The sequence below is a fragment of the Pseudomonas sp. MS646 genome (assembly GCF_036693845.1).
Classification (GTDB): domain Bacteria; phylum Pseudomonadota; class Gammaproteobacteria; order Pseudomonadales; family Pseudomonadaceae; genus Aquipseudomonas; species Aquipseudomonas chlororaphis_E.
The window spans coordinates 6081523-6098095 of the sequence record NZ_CP144763.1; the positions used below are offsets into that span (position 1 = coordinate 6081523).

The 16573-nt window shown below is 62.9% G+C and carries 14 protein-coding genes; 4 read left to right on the forward strand and 10 right to left on the reverse strand.

All coding sequences use genetic code 11. The annotated features are described in order from the left end of the window. Window positions 1–6: 6 nt before the first annotated feature. From pstA to V3H56_RS27075, 8 genes are all read right to left on the reverse strand, one after another. A complete protein-coding gene (pstA, locus tag V3H56_RS27040) occupies window positions 7–1677 on the reverse strand; it encodes a phosphate ABC transporter permease PstA (RefSeq protein ID WP_042731814.1) in 1671 nt (556 codons plus the stop codon). A 15-nt stretch (window positions 1678–1692) separates the two neighbouring features. Then, window positions 1693–3726: an ABC transporter permease subunit gene (locus V3H56_RS27045; RefSeq protein ID WP_199925092.1), complete on the reverse strand. Its 2034-nt coding sequence runs from the start codon at window positions 3724–3726 to the stop codon at window positions 1693–1695. 471 nt (window positions 3727–4197) lie between these two features. After that, window positions 4198–5196, reverse strand: a complete 999-nt coding sequence (locus V3H56_RS27050) for a phosphate ABC transporter substrate-binding protein PstS (protein WP_047735733.1) — start codon at window positions 5194–5196, stop codon at window positions 4198–4200. Between the two features lie 126 nt (window positions 5197–5322). Beyond that, on the reverse strand, window positions 5323–5859 hold the full coding sequence (locus V3H56_RS27055; RefSeq protein ID WP_047735731.1) for a DUF3299 domain-containing protein: 537 nt from the start codon (window positions 5857–5859) through the stop codon (window positions 5323–5325). An 89-nt stretch (window positions 5860–5948) separates the two neighbouring features. Beyond that, complete coding sequence (locus V3H56_RS27060) at window positions 5949–6194, reverse strand: GlsB/YeaQ/YmgE family stress response membrane protein (protein WP_042732870.1); 246 nt, start codon at window positions 6192–6194, stop codon at window positions 5949–5951. Between the two features lie 103 nt (window positions 6195–6297). Continuing rightward, window positions 6298–7383 carry a 5-(carboxyamino)imidazole ribonucleotide synthase gene (locus tag V3H56_RS27065; protein WP_042732869.1) on the reverse strand — a complete coding sequence of 362 codons (1086 nt, stop codon included), beginning with the start codon at window positions 7381–7383 and terminating at the stop codon, window positions 6298–6300. 12 nt (window positions 7384–7395) lie between these two features. Beyond that, window positions 7396–7887: a 5-(carboxyamino)imidazole ribonucleotide mutase gene (gene purE, locus V3H56_RS27070; protein WP_003196369.1), complete on the reverse strand. Its 492-nt coding sequence runs from the start codon at window positions 7885–7887 to the stop codon at window positions 7396–7398. 372 nt (window positions 7888–8259) lie between these two features. Continuing rightward, complete coding sequence (locus V3H56_RS27075; RefSeq protein ID WP_042731962.1) at window positions 8260–9177, reverse strand: LysR substrate-binding domain-containing protein; 918 nt, start codon at window positions 9175–9177, stop codon at window positions 8260–8262. A 178-nt stretch (window positions 9178–9355) separates the two neighbouring features. Here V3H56_RS27075 and aspA point away from each other — a divergent pair, with 178 nt between their 5' ends. The 4 genes from aspA to V3H56_RS27095 all read left to right on the forward strand — a co-directional run bounded on the left by aspA (window position 9356) and on the right by V3H56_RS27095 (window position 15093). Beyond that, window positions 9356–10780 carry an aspartate ammonia-lyase gene (gene aspA / locus V3H56_RS27080; protein ID WP_042731957.1) on the forward strand — a complete coding sequence of 475 codons (1425 nt, stop codon included), beginning with the start codon at window positions 9356–9358 and terminating at the stop codon, window positions 10778–10780. A gap of 571 nt (window positions 10781–11351) precedes the next feature. Continuing rightward, window positions 11352–12803, forward strand: coding sequence for an alanine/glycine:cation symporter family protein (locus tag V3H56_RS27085; protein ID WP_042731958.1), 1452 nt, complete (start codon window positions 11352–11354; stop codon window positions 12801–12803). Between the two features lie 131 nt (window positions 12804–12934). Beyond that, window positions 12935–13939, forward strand: a complete 1005-nt coding sequence (locus V3H56_RS27090) for an asparaginase (protein WP_042731959.1) — start codon at window positions 12935–12937, stop codon at window positions 13937–13939. A gap of 161 nt (window positions 13940–14100) precedes the next feature. Next, window positions 14101–15093 carry an AraC family transcriptional regulator gene (locus V3H56_RS27095; protein WP_042731960.1) on the forward strand — a complete coding sequence of 331 codons (993 nt, stop codon included), beginning with the start codon at window positions 14101–14103 and terminating at the stop codon, window positions 15091–15093. A gap of 20 nt (window positions 15094–15113) precedes the next feature. Here the strand turns inward: V3H56_RS27095 and V3H56_RS27100 are convergent, their stop codons facing one another. Together V3H56_RS27100 and V3H56_RS27105 are read right to left on the reverse strand one after the other, a co-directional pair. Continuing rightward, window positions 15114–15764: an HAD family hydrolase gene (locus tag V3H56_RS27100; RefSeq protein WP_047735724.1), complete on the reverse strand. Its 651-nt coding sequence runs from the start codon at window positions 15762–15764 to the stop codon at window positions 15114–15116. Window positions 15765–15976: 212 nt separating this feature from the next. Then, entirely contained in the window at window positions 15977–16522 is a 546-nt protein-coding gene (locus V3H56_RS27105; RefSeq protein WP_042732622.1) for a gamma carbonic anhydrase family protein, read from the reverse strand. Between the last annotated feature and the right edge of the window lie 51 nt (window positions 16523–16573).

Below are 16573 nucleotides of genomic sequence, written 5' to 3' on the forward strand. Positions count from 1 at the left end.
GCGCTGTCAGCTATCCAATGCTTTGTACTTTTCGCGCAGGTGGTTACGGATCCATACCGCCGACAGGTTCAAGACGGCGATCACCAGCACCAGCAACAGCGCCGTGGCGTATACCAGCGGCCGTGCGGCCTCGACGTTCGGGCTCTGGAAGCCCACGTCATAGATATGGAAGCCCAGGTGCATGATCTTCTGGTCCAGGTGCAGGTACGGGTAGTTGCCGTCCAGCGGCAGCGACGGCGCCAGCTTCACCACACCCACCAGCATCAGCGGCGCCACCTCACCGGCGGCACGGGCCACGGCGAGGATCATGCCGGTCATCATCGCCGGGCTCGCCATCGGCAGGACGATTTTCCACAAGGTCTCGGCCTTGGTCGCGCCGAGGGCCAGGGAGCCTTCGCGCACGGTACGCGGGATCCGCGCCAGGCCTTCTTCCGTCGCCACGATCACCACCGGGACCGCCAGCAGCGCCAGGGTCAGCGACGCCCAGAGCAGACCGGGGGTGCCGAAGGTCGGCGCCGGCAGGGCTTCGGGGAAGAACAGACGGTCCACCGAGCCACCCAGCACATAGACGAAGAAGCCCAGGCCGAACACGCCGTAGACGATCGCCGGAACCCCCGCCAGGTTGTTCACCGCGATGCGGATCAAGCGGGTCATCGGCCCCTGGCGAGCGTACTCACGCAGGTAGACCGCGGCCAGCACGCCGAACGGGGTCACGATCATCGCCATGATCAGGGTCATCATCACCGTGCCGAAGATCGCCGGGAAGATGCCGCCCTCGGTGTTGGCTTCACGCGGGTCGTCGCTGAGGAACTCCCAGACCTTGCTGAAATAGAAGCCCAGCTTGGTCAGCGTGCCCATGCCGTTCGGCTGATAGGCGTGCACCACCTTGCCAATGCCGATCTCCACTTCCTTGCCGTTGGCGTCGCGGGCAGTCAGGCTGTCGCGGTTGAACTGCGCGTGCAGGTCGGCCAGGCGCGCCTCGATGTCCTTGTAGCGGGCGTCGAGCTCGGCCCGCTCACTGGCCATGTCAGCTTGGGCGGCGGCGTCGAGCTTGCCCTCCAGCTCCAGCTTGCGCCCGTGCAGGCGGATACGTTCCAGGCCGGCGTTGATCGCGCCGATGTCGGATTTTTCCAGGGTCTTGAGTTCCGCGGCGAGCTTGTTGACCCGCGCAATGCGGGTCTGCAACTGCGGCCAGGCAGCCTCGCCCTCGGCGATGACCTTGCCATCTTCCTTGACGTTGACCAGGTAGCCGTAGAAGTTGCCCCACTCACGACGCTCGATGGCCATCAGTTCCGGTGGCGTGGTCTGGTTCGTCAGCCAGTCGCCGACGATCCAGGTGAAGTCGGTGCCGTTCAGGTCACGGTTGCCCACCTTGACCAGCTCGCGGATCATGAATTCCGGGCCTTCGTCGGGCACCGGCAGGCCGGCGCTCTTGAGCCGCTCGCGAGGCACTTCTTCTTTCTGCACCACCTCGCCCACCACCAGGTGCGCAGGCATGCCCGGCACGTTGTAGTTGGCGTGGATCAGGTCCGCCGGCCAGAAGTGGCCCAGGCCGCGCACGGCAATCACCGCCAGCAGGCCAATGGTCATGATGACCGCGATGGACACCGCGCCACCGCTGATCCAGACGCCGGGGGCGCCGCTCTTGAACCATCCTTTCAGGGAGTTCTGTTTCACAGACTTCTACCTTTCTTAAAGCGACGAATATTTCTTGCGCAGACGCTGACGGATCAGCTCGGCGAGGGTGTTCATGACGAAGGTGAACAACAGCAGCACCAGCGCCGACAGGAACAGCACGCGGTAATGGCTGCCGCCGACTTCCGACTCGGGCATTTCCACCGCCACGTTGGCCGCCAGGGTGCGCAGGCCTTCGAACAGGTTCATTTCCATGACCGGGGTGTTACCGGTGGCCATCAGCACGATCATGGTTTCACCCACCGCGCGGCCCATGCCGATCATCAAGGCCGAGAAAATGCCCGGGCTGGCGGTGAGGATCACCACGCGGGTCATGGTCTGCCACGGCGTGGCGCCCAGGGCCAGGGAGCCCAGGGTCAGGCCCCGTGGCACGCTGAACACGGCGTCTTCAGCGATGGAGTAGATGTTCGGGATCACTGCGAAGCCCATCGCCAGGCCGACCACCAGGGCGTTACGCTGGTCGTAGGTGATGCCCAGGTCATGGGAGATCCACATGCGCATGTCACCGCCGAAGAACCAGGCTTCCATGTACGGACTCATGTACAGCGAGAGCCAGCCCACGAACAGAATTACCGGGATCAGCAAGGCGCTTTCCCAGCCATCCGGCACCCTCAGGCGCACGGACTCGGGCAGGCGGCTGAAGACGAAGCCGGCCACCAGGATGCCGATCGGCAGCAACATCAGTAGGCTGAAGATGCCCGGCAGGTGGCCTTCGACGTACGGCGCCAGGAACAGGCCGGCGAAGAAACCGAGGATCACCGTCGGCATCGCTTCCATCAGCTCGATCACCGGCTTGACCTTGCGGCGCATGCCCGGAGCCATGAAGTAGGCGGTATAGATCGCCGCCGCGACCGCCAGCGGTGCCGCCAGCAACATCGCGTAGAACGCCGCCTTGAGGGTACCGAAGGTCAGCGGCGAGAGGCTCAGCTTGGGCTCGAAGTCGGTGTTGGCCGCGGTCGATTGCCAGACGTACTTGGGTTCGTCGTAGTTTTCGTACCAGACCTTGCTCCACAACGCGCTCCACGAGACTTCCGGGTGCGGATTATCCAGCGTCAGCGGTTGCAGCTTGCCGCCCTGCTCGACGATCAACCGGTTGGCCCGTGGCGACATGCCGAACAGGCCCTGGCCGTCGACCACCTGGTCCACCAGCAACGTGCGATGGGCCGTGCTGTGGAACACCCCGAGCTTGCCGGACGCATCGAGGGCAACGAAGCCCTTGCGACGCTCCTCGGCAGTGATCTCGACAATCGGCGTGGTGCCCATCTGGAAACTGCGGATCTGCTTCAGGCGCTGCTCGCCGTCAGGATCGCGTGCCATGAACCACTGGCTCAGACCACCCTTGGAGTCGCCGACGATCAGCGAAATGCCGCCCACCAGCTGGGTCGACGCGGTGACTTGGGCTTCGCCGTTTTCCAGCAGTTTGTAGCGCCCGTTGAGGCTCTTGTCCCGCAGGCTGAACACGTCGGCCTGGGCACGTCCGTTGATCACATACAGCCATTGCTGGCGTGGGTCGACGAAGATGTTCTTCACCGGCTCGGTCATCTGCGGCAAGTCGATGCGCGTCTGCTCGCTGGTGACTTCGCCGGTCATCATGTTTTCTTCGCTGGTCAGCGACAGCACCTGCAGTTGGGCGCCACTGGAACCGGCGAGCAGCAGGGTCGAATCGGTGGCGTTGAGGCTGACATGCTCCAGCGCGGCACCCTGCTCGTTCAAGGCGATAGGCGTTTCGCCGTACGGGTACTCGACAGCGGGCGAGATGGTTTTCTTGCCGTCCGGGTAGCTGACCTTATAAGTGTGACGGAACACCAGGGCCTGGCCGTTGGACAAACCGATCACCACCAGCGGGCTGCCGGGCTGGTCTTCACCGATGGACGTCACGCTGGCGCCGGCCGGGATCGGCAGATCGACGCGGCGCAGCTCGGTACCATTGTGAACGTCGAAAAACAGCGCCTGGCCCTTGTCGGAAACCCGCATCGCCACCTGGTTCTGTTCTTCGATGGCAATCATCAGGGGTTTGCCGGCGTCTTGCATCCAGGCCGGGGTGATCGGGTCCTTGGCGGTCAGGTCCGCGCCCTGGAACAGGGGCAGCACTACATAGGCCAGGAAGAAGAAGATCAAGGTAATGGCCGCGAGTACCGCGAGGCCGCCCACCAGGACGTACCAGCGGGTCAGGCGATCCTTGAGCGCACGGACACGGCGCTTGCGTTGCAGCTCAGGCGTATTGAAGTCAATGCGCTTGGGAGGGGAAGTCGTAGTCATTGTGGAATTGGCCAGATCATTCATGCGCACACCCTAGCGATCCTGTATGACAGAAAGATGACAATGCAGTGACGCAACAAAACCGCCGCCCGTGGGAACCGGCAGCGGAGAGAAAATTAGTGTGTGGGAGCGAGCTTGTTCGCGATGAGGGCGCCACATTCAACATCAGTGTCGACAGACCCACCGCTATCGCGAGCAAGCTCGCTCCCACAGAAAGCCCGGGCATTGGCCCGGACTCAGGCGTTACTTCTTGGCGACGTTGCCGCCTTCCGACAGACCCAGGTCAGCCAGCGCCTTGGCGGCGACCTTGGCTGGCAGTGGGATGTAGCCATCCTTGACCACGACTTCCTGGCCTTGCTTGGACAGGACCAGCTTCACGAACTCGGCTTCCAGCGGGGCCAGAGGCTTGTTCGGAGCCTTGTTGACGTACACGTAGAGGAAACGCGACAGCGGATATTTGCCGTTCAGGGCGTTTTCTTCGGTGTCTTCGATGTACTCAGTACTGCCTTTCTTGGCCAGGGCCACGGTCTTCACGCTGGCGGTCTTGTAGCCGATGCCCGAGTAGCCCACGCCGTTGAGCGAAGAGCTGATGGACTGCACGACCGAAGCCGAACCAGGCTGCTCGTTCACGTTAGCCTTGTAGTCGCCTTTGCACAGGGCTTCTTCCTTGAAGTAGCCGTAGGTGCCGGATACCGAGTTACGGCCGAACAGTTGCACCGGCTTGTTGGCCAGGTCACCGGTCACGCCCAGGTCGCCCCAGGTCTTGACGTCGGCTTTGCCGCCGCACAGACGGGTGGACGAGAAGATCGCGTCAACCTGTTCCATGGTCAGGTGCTGGATCGGGTTGTCCTTGTGTACGAACACCGCCAGGGCGTCGACCGCCACTGGAATAGCGGTTGGCTTGTAGCCGTACTTCTGCTCGAAGGCTTGCAGCTCGTTGTCCTTCATCTTGCGGCTCATCGGGCCCAGGTTGGAGGTGCCTTCGGTGAGTGCGGGCGGCGCGGTGGAGGAACCGGCGGCCTGAATCTGGATGTTTACGTTCGGGTATTCTTTCTTGTAGTTCTCGGCCCACAAGGTCATCAGGTTGGCCAGGGTATCGGAGCCGACGCTGGACAGGTTGCCCGACACACCAGTGGTCTTGGTGTAGCTCGGGATCGCAGGGTCAACAGCGGCAACCGCGTTGGCAGTCGCAACGCCAGCGGCGACAAAGGTCATTGCCGCCATCAAACGCTTCAGTTTCATGCCTTACTCCTAGCAGATAGGGTGTGTTAAGTCGGCCAAGTATCGGTAAGCCGTGTGAACACTCTATGGCTGAAATATGACAATTGGATGAAAGGCCAGCATGGAGTTTTACAAAGCGTTTCTGCGTTACAGATCAGCTTCCTTCACCACCCTCACCTTTTCCGCGTCCAGCGCATAGGTGGCGCTGGCCAGGTCGTTGTCGACCTTTTCGATCTTTAGCGTGCCGATCACCCACAGCGGTGTGTAGATGTCGTCCAGCTTCAAGCCCTTGGGGTAGCGCACCAGCACCAGTTGATTGGGCGGCGGTGGCGGGACGTGGATGCAGGCACCCGGGTAAGGCACCAGGAAAAACAGCGTGCTGCGGCCCTTGGCGTCGGCTTCCAACGGCACCGGATAGCCGCCGATGCGGATGTGCTTGTCGTTCATCGACGCCACGGTCTTGGTCGAATACATCACCGCCGGCAACCCCTTGCTCTGCTTCAGGCCACCTTTATTGGTGAACGTGCCGTCGGCTTCGGGGGAGTTGTGGTCGATTTCAGGCATGGCCTCAAGGGCCTTCTGGTCCGACTTGGGCATCAGCTCGAGCCAATCGGTTTCCGGCAATTCGGCAGCATGGGCCAGGCCACTGCCTAGCAAAAGAAGGGTCAACACTAGACGGCGCATGAACGGGCTCGGCAATGAGGAAAGGGTGGAACGCCGAGCATTCTAGCCCCCTGCGCGCGCCGCGAGCAGAGGGCTTTGTCGCATTTGAATCAGTTTCTTTTGATCAGGCCGTAGATCACCAGCAGCACGATCGCGCCCACCAGGGCACCGATGAAGCCCGCGCCTTCGCCGGCCTGGTAAATGCCCAGGGCCTGGCCGCCGTAGGTGGCTGCCAACGAACCGCCGATACCGAGCAGGATGGTCATGATCCAGCCCATGCTGTCATCGCCCGGTTTCAGGAAGCGTGCCAGCAGGCCGACGATCAAGCCGATAAAGATGGTTCCGATGATTCCCATGGCAATTCCCCTTTTGATTGAGCGTCATGCCAAAGCCTAGTCAGACTTTGGCACCTTGCCATGAGAGAATTCGGCCGACGAATGGTTCCAACAATGTTTCAGATTATTGCTCGGCGATCAGCGCCTCGACCTGGATGATCTGCTGGGCAAGGGTCGCCCGGTCAGCACAACGCAGGTTGGCGTGACCCACCTTGCGGCCGGCCTTGAAGGCCTTGCCATAGTGATGCAGATGGCAGTCGGCAATCGCCAGGACTTTCTCGGTGTCCGGCACCTTGCCAATGAAGTTCAGCATCGCGCTTTCACCGACCTTGGCGGTCGACCCCAGCGGCAGGCCAGCCACCGCCCGCAGGTGGTTTTCGAACTGGCTGCACTCGGCGCCTTCGGTGGTCCAGTGCCCGGAGTTGTGCACACGCGGGGCGATTTCGTTGGCCTTGAGGCCACCGTCCACTTCAAAGAACTCGAACGCCATGACGCCGACATAGTCGAGCTGCTTGAGCACCCGGCTGGAATAATCCTCGGCCAAGGCTTGCAGCGGGTGGTCGGTGCTGGCGACGGACAGTTTGAGGATGCCGTCCTTGTGGGTGTTGTGCACCAGCGGGTAGAAGCGGATCTCACCGTCGCGGGCACGCACGGCGATCAGCGAGACTTCCCCGGTGAACGGCACGAAGCCCTCCAGCAGGCAGGCCACGCTGCCAAGTTCGGCAAAGGTGCCGGCCACGTCTTCAGGGCTGCGCAAAACTTTCTGGCCCTTGCCGTCATACCCCAGGGTGCGGGTCTTGAGGACAGCCGGCAGGCCGATGGCGGCGACGGCCGCGTCGAGATCGGCCTGGGATTGAATGTCGGCGAAGGCCGGGGTAGGAATGCCCAGGTCCTTGAACATGTTCTTTTCGAACCAGCGATCGCGAGCGATCCGCAGCGCTTCGGCGCTTGGGTAGACGGGGACGAACTGGGACAGGAAGGCAACCGTTTCAGCCGGGACGCTTTCGAACTCAAAAGTCACCAGATCGACTTCATCGGCCAACTGGCGCAGGTGATCCTGGTCGCCGTAATCGGCCCGCAGGTGCTCACCCAGCGCGGCGGCACAGGCGTCCGGCGCTGGGTCCAGGAAAGCGAAGTTCATCCCCAGCGGCGTCCCCGCCAGGGCCAACATGCGACCCAACTGGCCGCCACCGATTACACCGATCTTCATTCGTCAACCACCTCAGGCAATGCGCGGGTCCGGGTTGTCCAGGACGCTGTCTGTCTGCTCAGCACGGAATTTTTTCAGCACGGTATGAAACTGCGGGTGCTTGGCGCCCAGGATGCTCGCCGACAACAAGGCGGCGTTGATCGCACCGGCCTTGCCGATGGCCAGGGTCGCCACCGGGATGCCGGCCGGCATCTGCACGATCGACAGCAGCGAATCGACGCCCGAGAGCATCGACGACTGCACCGGCACGCCCAGCACCGGCAGGTGGGTCTTGGCCGCACACATGCCTGGCAAGTGGGCCGCGCCACCGGCACCGGCGATGATCACCTCGATGCCACGGGCCTCGGCTTCTTCGGCGTACTGGAACAGCAAGTCCGGGGTGCGGTGGGCAGAGACCACTTTCACCTCGTAGGGGATGCCGAGCTTTTCCAGCATATCGGCGGTGTGGCTAAGGGTGGACCAATCGGACTTGGAGCCCATGATCACGCCAACCAATGCACTCATCAATGTGCCTCTTCTCTCTGGGCGCCCGCGGGCGCGTCAAAAAACAACAAGCCACGCGGGAAACCGGCGTGGCTTGTTGTACGAATAATGGCCGGGTGAACCGACCGAAGGCCGGGCAGTATACCGAAAACGGTGCGTTAAACGCACTTTCGCCGACCATCTGTCATTTGAGGCGAAGCGGCGGTTTTATTGACTTCGAGGTCAGCAGAACAACGACACAAATCCCTTGTGGGAGCGGGCTTGCTCGCGATAGCGACCGGTCAGTCAATGCAACGGTGAATGTCAGTCCGTCATCGCGAGCAAGCTCGCTCCCACAGGGGCTCGGTGATGACTCTGATATCAGTGACATCCCACATGGGGTCTGCGCTGTCTTCAAGAACCGGGAACACTCTGGGCCACCCCGCCCTCCAGCTTGCGCCACAACAACCGGACATTGGCCTTGCGCACCAGGGCACAGCGGTAGAGGCGGATCTCCAGGGGGACGTGCCATTGCGCCCCGCCGCAGATCACCAGTTCGCCCCGGGCCAGTTCGGCGCGCACGCTCAGGTGCGGCACCCAGGCGATCCCGAGGCCTTCCAGGGCCATGCTTTTCAGGCTGTCGGCCATGGCTGTTTCATAGACAGTGGTGAAGCGCAGCGCACGCTGGCGCAGGAGCTGATTGACCGAGCGCCCCAGAAACGCCCCGGCGCTGTAGGCCAGCAGCGGCACGCTGGCCTCGCCTTCGAGGTCGAACAGTGGGTTGCCGTCCGCATCCGCCGCACACACCGGGAGCATCTGGGTCTGGCCCAGGTGCAGCGACGGAAAGATCTCCGGGTCCATCTGCATCGCAGAGTCCGGATCATAGAAAGCCAGCATCAGGTCACAACCGCCCTCGCGCAGGGCGTGGACGGCGTCGCCCACGTTGGTCGCCACCAGGCGCGTGGCGATGTTCATGCCTTCGTTGCGCAACTGCGCGATCCAACGCGGGAAGAAGCCCAGCGCCAGGGAATGCGCGGCGGCCACCTGGATGACCTCGCCCTGCCCGCCTTCCAGGTGATGCAGATGACGCAACACTTCACCCAGTTGCTCGACCACCGTGCGCGCCGTCACCAGGAACAACTGCCCGGCCGCCGTCAGCTCGATGGGCGTGCGCGAACGGTTGACCAGGGTCAGCCCCAGTGCCGCTTCAAGGCTGCGGATCCGGCGACTGAACGCCGGCTGCGTGACGAAGCGCCGCTCGGCCGCCTGGGAGAAACTGCGAGTCGCGGCCAGGGCACTGAAGTCCTCGAGCCATTTGCTTTCAAGATTCATCACGTCCTCCCACATGCACCAAAACGGGTCACACGCTCGCCATAACGCCGGCGTCACACCGGCATTATGCCGAATATGCATAGGGCAGTGTTTAACAGCATTGGCCCTAATTTGCATGCAGGCCTAGGATTCGAGGCGTTCCGGCTCAGACCGGGTCCTTATCGAGATGATTTCCGTCATGTCCTCCGCTGCATCTTTCCGCACAGAAAAAGACCTGCTTGGCGTACTCGAAGTACCGGCACAAGCGTACTACGGCATCCAGACCCTGCGAGCGGTGACCAACTTCCGCCTCTCCGGCGTTCCGATTTCGCATTACCCCAAGCTGGTGGTCGGTCTGGCCATGGTCAAGCAAGCCGCCGCCGATGCCAACCGCGAGTTGGGCCAGCTCAGCGAAGCCAAGCACGCCGCCATCAGCGAAGCCTGTGCACGATTGATCCGCGGTGATTTCCACGAAGAATTCGTGGTGGACATGATCCAGGGCGGCGCCGGCACGTCGACCAACATGAATGCCAACGAAGTCATCGCCAACATCGCGTTGGAGGTCATGGGCCACAACAAGGGCGAATACCAGTACCTGCACCCGAACAACGACGTGAACATGGCGCAGTCCACCAACGACGCCTACCCAACCGCGATCCGCCTGGGCCTGCTGCTGGGTCACGATGCGTTGCTGGCCAGCCTCGACAGCCTGATCCAGGCGTTCGCGGCCAAGGGTGAAGAATTCAGCCACGTCCTGAAAATGGGCCGCACCCAGCTGCAAGACGCCGTGCCGATGACCCTCGGCCAGGAATTCCGCGCCTTCGCCACCACCCTGGGCGAAGACCTGGCACGCCTCAAGACCCTGGCACCCGAACTGCTCACCGAAGTGAACCTGGGCGGCACCGCCATCGGCACCGGCATCAACGCCGACCCGCGCTACCAGGCCCTGGCCGTACAGCGCCTGGCGACCATCAGCGGCCAGCCGCTGGTACCGGCCGCCGACCTGATCGAAGCCACCTCCGACATGGGCGCCTTCGTGCTGTTCTCCGGCATGCTCAAGCGCACCGCGGTCAAGCTGTCGAAGATCTGCAACGACCTGCGCCTGCTGTCCAGCGGCCCACGCACCGGCATCAACGAAATCAACCTGCCGGCCCGCCAGCCAGGCAGCTCGATCATGCCTGGCAAGGTCAACCCGGTGATCCCGGAAGCGGTCAACCAGGTGGCCTTCCAGATCATCGGCAACGACCTGGCCCTGACCATGGCAGCCGAAGGCGGCCAACTGCAGTTGAACGTGATGGAGCCGCTGATCGCCTTCAAGATCTTCGACTCGATCCGCCTGCTGCAACGGGCCATGGACATGCTGCGCGAGCACTGCATCGTCGGCATCACCGCCAACGAAGTGCGCTGCCGCGAGCTGGTCGAACACTCGATCGGCCTGGTCACTGCCCTGAACCCGTACATCGGCTATGAAAACGCCACCCGCATCGCCCGTGTCGCCCTTGAAAGTGGCCGCGGCGTGCTGGAACTGGTGCGCGAGGAAGGCTTGCTCGACGACGCCATGCTCGACGACATCCTGCGCCCGGAAAACATGATTGCTCCGCGCCTGGTCCCGCTCAAAGCGTGATCGACGCGACTAGGGTTTGTACGAAAGGGCGCCGAGCGGCGATCAGGCACTTTTCGTACAAAGCCAACGCTCACCAGGTCGAGGGACTAGACACCTCTCACCTTTTGAGGGCTTGGGGCTCGTCCCCAAGCCCTTTTTTTAATTGACCAGAGGCTGAAAAGAAGTCTGGAAGCTGAAGAAGGTGAGAGCGGGCTTGCTCGCGAATGTGGTGTATCAGCACACGTCATGGCGGCTGACACCCTGCATTCGCGCGCAAGCCCGCTCCCACACAAAGCAGCTCCGCAGATGCCGGGCACTGAAAGGAGCCCGGTTGTTTCAAAGGTCCGTTTCGTCGGACGCACCACAACTGTGCAGACGGGCACCGCGCTGATAGGTATAGTGCCGCCCCTCTTCGCATGCGCGGTCGTCGGTAGCGAGACCCCAACACATGCGAAACCCGAACTAATAACAAACCCGCGAAATGGACCGGGACGAAACATCGCCTCGCCTGTCGTGCCGTCCGCCGGCCGATGTAACGCGATGTTTCCAACTGGCCAGCATTTGCTTAAACAAAAAACAGCGAGGAATACTCATGCTCGAAGTCATCAACGACTTCCTTTCAGGGAAAGTGCTGATCGTGCTCATTGTTGGGCTCGGTAGCTACTTCACGATCCGCTCGCGTTTCGTCCAGTTCCGCCATTTCTTCCACATGTTCGCGGTGTTCCGTGACAGCCTCAGAAGCAGCGCTGGCCAGCTCAGCTCCTTCCAGGCCCTGATGCTCAGCCTGGCCGGCCGCGTCGGCGCGGGCAACATCGCCGGTGTCGGCATCGCCGTGACCCTTGGCGGGCCCGGCGCGGTGTTCTGGATGTGGGTGACCGCCCTGGTCGGCATGTCCAGCAGCTTCTTCGAGTGCTCCCTCGGCCAGCTCTACAAGCGCTGCGACTCCGAAGGCCAGTACCGTGGCGGCCCGTCCTACTACATCCAGCACGGCCTGCAGAAGCGCTGGCTGGGCATGATCATGGCCTTCCTGCTGCTGATCACCTTCGGTTTCGCCTTCAACGGCCTGCAAGCCCACGCCGTGACCCACTCGCTGAACAACGCCTTTGGCCTGGACACCACCTACACCGGCCTGGGCCTGGCGGTCCTGCTGGGCCTGGTGTTCATCGGCGGGATCAAGCGCATCGCCAAGGTCGCCGACCTGCTGGTACCGGTCAAAACCCTGGTGTACATCGGCGTGACCATCTACGTGATCGTGCTGCAATTCGACCACGTGCCGGCCATGCTCGCGACCATCGTCAAGAGCGCCTTCGGCCTGGATCAAGCCTTTGGTGGCCTGATCGGCAGCGCCATCGTGATGGGCGTCAAGCGCGGCGTGTTCGCCAACGAAGCCGGCCTGGGCAGTGCGCCTAACGTGGCGGCCGTGGCGTCGGTCGAGCACCCGGTCGCCCAGGGTGTGGTCCAGGCGTTCAGCGTGTTCCTGGACACCTTCGTGATCTGCACCTGCACTGCGCTGCTGATCCTGCTGTCCGGCTTCTATACCCCAGGTTTCGAAGGCGACGGCATTGCCCTGACCCAGAACTCCCTGGCGGCGGTCGTCGGTGACTGGGGCCGGATGTTCATCTCCGTGGCCCTGGCGTTGTTCGTCTTCACCTCGATCCTCTACAACTACTACCTGGGCGAGAACAACCTGCGCTTCATGCTGGGTGAGAACCGCAAGGCTCTGATCGCCTATCGCTCGCTGGTACTGGTGCTGATTTTCTGGGGTGCCATCGAAAACCTCAGCACCGTGTTCGCCTTCGCCGACATCACCATGACCCTGCTGGCGTTCGTGAACCTGATTGCGCTGTTCCTGCTGTTCAAGGTCGGCATGCGCATCCTGCGCGACTACGACAACCAGCGTTCGGCCGGTATCAAGGTGCCTGTCTTCGACTCCAGCCAGTTCCCCGACCTGGACCTGGACCGCAAGGCCTGGCCGGCCAACCCGTCGGCACCGGTTGCCAACCCTCAGGGCGCCCCGGCGGGCGTGGCCGCAGCGCAACGCTGATCGGCGACCACTGTTGAAAAACCGGGCGCATCCCCTGCGCCCGGCGTGACACAGCGTAAGGTCGGCGTCATGCTCGGCCTTATGTTGTGGCAGCCCATTGAAGCTGCCGTTTTCTTTCCTGGAGAACAACCATGAATGCCTCGACCTACCCTGCCGCCCAACACGTCATGGTGCTCTACACCGGCGGCACCATCGGTATGCAAGCCAGCGCCCACGGCCTGGCGCCTGCATCCGGTTTCGAAGCGCGGATGCGCGACTACCTGCACAGCCAACCCGAACTCGTCGTCCCGCAGTGGCGCTTCCGGGAAATGTCGCCTTTGATCGACAGCGCCAACATGACCCCGGACTACTGGCAGCAACTGCGCGAAGCGGTGGTCGAGGCGGTTGATGTGCAAGGGTGCGACAGCGTGCTGATCCTGCACGGCACCGACACCCTGGCCTACAGCGCTGCCGCGATGAGCTTCCAACTGCTCGGCCTGCACGCCCGCGTCTGCTTCACCGGCTCGATGTTGCCGGCGGGCGTGACCGACAGCGACGCCTGGGAAAACCTCAGCGGCGCCCTGGTCGCCCTCGGCCAGGGCCTGGCGCCGGGCGTGCACCTGTATTTCCATGGCGAGCTGCTGCCACCGACCCGCTGCGCGAAAGTGCGCAGCTTCGGCCGTCACCCGTTCAAGCGCCTGGAACGCCAGGGTGGCGGCGCCAAGGCGCCTTCCCTGCCGACGCAACTGAATTACAACCAGCCCAAGCGACTGGCGAACGTCGCGGCGCTGCCGCTGTTTCCCGGCATCAGCGCCGAAATCCTCGATGGCCTGTTGGGCAGCGGTATCCAGGGCCTGGTGCTGGAGTGCTACGGCAGCGGCACCGGGCCCAGCGACAACCCAGCCTTCCTTGCCAGCCTGCAGCGAGCGCGGGACAACGGCGTGGTCGTGGTGGCGGTGACCCAATGCCACGAAGGAGGCGTCGAGCTGGATGTGTACGAGGCCGGCAGCCGCCTGCGGGGCGTCGGCGTGTTGTCCGGTGGTGGCATGACCCGCGAAGCGGCGTTCGGCAAGGTGCAGGCGTTGATTGGCGCCGGCTTGCCGGTGGACGAGGTTCGCCGGTTGGTCGAGCTGGATTTGTGTGGCGAACTCGCCTGAGGTAGGCCCGTAACCTGTGGCGAGGGAGCTTGCTCCCGCTTGAGCGCGAAGCGCTCACAGCACAGAGGGAGCAAGCTCTCTCGCCACAGCATCCCTATGCCAACGAAAGGTACGGCACACAACTTGCTCGATCTCCAGCCTTCCCCAGGCTGGAAACGGACATGCTGCATTCCCACCTCACCACCCTCAACGCCGTCTCCCTGGTGCTCAACGCCTTCAAGCTCGAAGGGTTGCCCAGTGACGCCCTGTTGGCCGGCAGCGGCATCAGCACGGCGGACCTGAGCCGGGCCGACACGCGCATCACCACCAATCAGGAGATGCAGGTCTGCGCCAACGCCGTGGCCCTCAAGCGGGACATCGGCCTGGAACTGGGGCGGGACATGCACGTGTCCTCCTACGGCATGCTCGGCTATGCGCTGCTCACCAGTGCCACCTTAGGTGACGCTTTGCGCCTGGCGCTGCACTATCCGGCGCTATTGGGAACACTCTTTGAACTGAACCTGGACGACGATGGCGAGTACGTCTGGCTCAGCGCCAGCGACTATCGAGAGAACCCGGCCCTGGCGGTGTTCAACGCCGAGTTCTGCATGGTTTCGCTGAAAGTCATCTGCAACGACCTGCTCGGCCATCCGCTGCCCTTGCGCGCGGCACGCTTCGAACATGCGGCGCCGGATTACCAGGCCCGGTACAGCGCGCACTTCGATTGCCCGGTGCGCTTCAACAGCCTGGACAACGGGTTCGCCTTCGACCGCCAATGGCTCGGGCAACCCCTGCCCCTGGCCGACCCCATCACCCACCACGCCATGGCCGAACGTTGCCGCCGGCAGAACACCGAATTCACCGGCCGCCAAGCCTGGCTGGGGCGGATCCGCCAGTTACTCAGCGCTCAATTGGACGCCGCCCCCGGGCTGGAAAGCCTGGCCGAACAGATGAACTGCTCGGCGCGCACCTTACGCCGGCACCTCAAGGAGCTGGGTTGCAGCTACCAGGAGTTGCTGGACGAGCTGCGCTTCGAACGGGCCAAGCAGATGCTGTGCGAGGACCAACTGCCGATCTACCGGATCGCCGAGCTGCTCGGCTTCAGTGAAACCGCCAGCTTCCGCCACGCTTTCGTACGCTGGAGCGGCGTAGCGCCGAGCCAGTTCAGGCCTTGAGCCGTTCGATGAAGATTTAACTAGCCGCGCACAAACGCCCGGTGCAACGCGTCCACCGTCTGGAAGTGATAGGCCGGGCTTTCGGCACACAACTCCTCATGGCTGCCAAACCCATACCCCACTGCCGCCGCGTCCAGGCCATTGCTGCGGGCGCCGATCAGGTCGTGCTTGCGGTCGCCGATCATCAGGGTGTCGCTCGGGTCGAGGTTTTCTTCGGCCAGCAGGTGGGCGATCAGCTCGACCTTGTCGGTACGGGTGCCGTCCAGTTCGCTGCCGTAGATCACCTTGAAGTGCCGGGCGAAGTCGAAGTGGCGGGCGATTTCCCGAGCGAAGACCCAGGGCTTGGACGTCGCGATGTACAGCTGCCGGCCCTGCCCGCCCAGGGTTTCCAGCAACGGCATCACGCCGTCGAAGACGCGGTTTTCATAAAGCCCGGTGACCTTGAAACGCTCACGGTAGAAATTCACCGCCTCCCAGGCCTTCGCCTCATCGAAGCCATAAAACTGCATGAACGCCTGCAACAGCGGCGGGCCGATGAAATGTTCGAGGCGGGTCAGGTCGGGTTCGTCGATGCCCAGCTTGCTCAAGGCAAACTGGATCGAACGGGTGATGCCCTCGCGCGGGTCGGTGAGGGTGCCGTCGAGGTCGAAGAGTAGGGTTTGGTAGTGCATTAAAACTCCTGGGTGGTCATGCAGTTCACTCGAAGGGCTTGACTGAAACTGTGGCGAGGGGATTTATCCCCGCTGGGCTGCAGAGCAGCCCCTAACAAGCTGATCGCAATCGAACATGAAGCATCGCGCCAACTGGTTTGGGGCCGCTGCGCAGCCCAACGGGGATAAATCCCCTCGTCACAATGGTCATTCGACATGCTTAAGTGGGCGATTCAGATCCGGTCATAACCCTCGGCCAGGTGCAGGTCCTTGAGCTTCACGTAGTTCGCCGCGCTGTAGGTGAAGAACGCACGCTCCTTGTCGGTCAGTGGCCGGGCCTGTTTCACCGGGCTGCCGACGTACAGGAAGCCGCTCTCCAGCCGCTTGCCCGGCGGCACGAGGCTGCCGGCACCGATGATCACGTCGTCCTCGACCACGGCGCCATCCATCACGATGCTGCCCATGCCGATCAACACCCGGCTGCCCACGCTGCAGCCATGGAGCATGACCTTGTGGGCGATGGTCACGTCGTCGCCGACCCGCAATGGAAAACCGTCGGGGTTGAAAGGCCCGGCGTGGGTGATGTGCAGCACGCAGCCGTCCTGGACGCTGGTGCGGGCACCGATGCGGATATGGTGCATGTCGCCACGAATGACGGTCAGCGGCCAGACGGAGCTGTCTTCACCGATCTCGACGTCGCCGATCACCACCGCGGTGCTGTCGACAAAGGCGCCCCGGGCAAGCCGTGGGCTGTGGTTCTGGTACGTGCGAAGGGTCACGATAGGCTCTCTCTTTTCGGCTGATAGGTGCTGCTAGCTGCGGTGAGCGTC

Bases quoted from the DNA above. Each gene is read 5' to 3' on its own strand.
- V3H56_RS27090 (WP_042731959.1), top strand. From the start codon at position 12,935: ATGAATGCCTCGACCTACCCTGCCGCCCAACACGTCATGGTGCTCTAC.
- V3H56_RS27100 (WP_047735724.1), bottom strand. From the start codon at position 15,764: ATGCACTACCAAACCCTACTCTTCGACCTCGACGGCACCCTCACCGAC.
- V3H56_RS27060 (WP_042732870.1), bottom strand. From the start codon at position 6,194: ATGGGAATCATCGGAACCATCTTTATCGGCTTGATCGTCGGCCTGCTG.
- V3H56_RS27055 (WP_047735731.1), bottom strand. From the start codon at position 5,859: ATGCGCCGTCTAGTGTTGACCCTTCTTTTGCTAGGCAGTGGCCTGGCC.
- V3H56_RS27045 (WP_199925092.1), bottom strand. From the start codon at position 3,726: ATGCAAGACGCCGGCAAACCCCTGATGATTGCCATCGAAGAACAGAAC.
- V3H56_RS27095 (WP_042731960.1), top strand. From the start codon at position 14,101: ATGCTGCATTCCCACCTCACCACCCTCAACGCCGTCTCCCTGGTGCTC.
- V3H56_RS27085 (WP_042731958.1), top strand. From the start codon at position 11,352: ATGCTCGAAGTCATCAACGACTTCCTTTCAGGGAAAGTGCTGATCGTG.
- V3H56_RS27065 (WP_042732869.1), bottom strand. From the start codon at position 7,383: ATGAAGATCGGTGTAATCGGTGGCGGCCAGTTGGGTCGCATGTTGGCC.
- V3H56_RS27050 (WP_047735733.1), bottom strand. From the start codon at position 5,196: ATGAAACTGAAGCGTTTGATGGCGGCAATGACCTTTGTCGCCGCTGGC.
- aspA (WP_042731957.1), top strand. From the start codon at position 9,356: ATGTCCTCCGCTGCATCTTTCCGCACAGAAAAAGACCTGCTTGGCGTA.
- V3H56_RS27075 (WP_042731962.1), bottom strand. From the start codon at position 9,177: ATGAATCTTGAAAGCAAATGGCTCGAGGACTTCAGTGCCCTGGCCGCG.
- purE (WP_003196369.1), bottom strand. From the start codon at position 7,887: ATGAGTGCATTGGTTGGCGTGATCATGGGCTCCAAGTCCGATTGGTCC.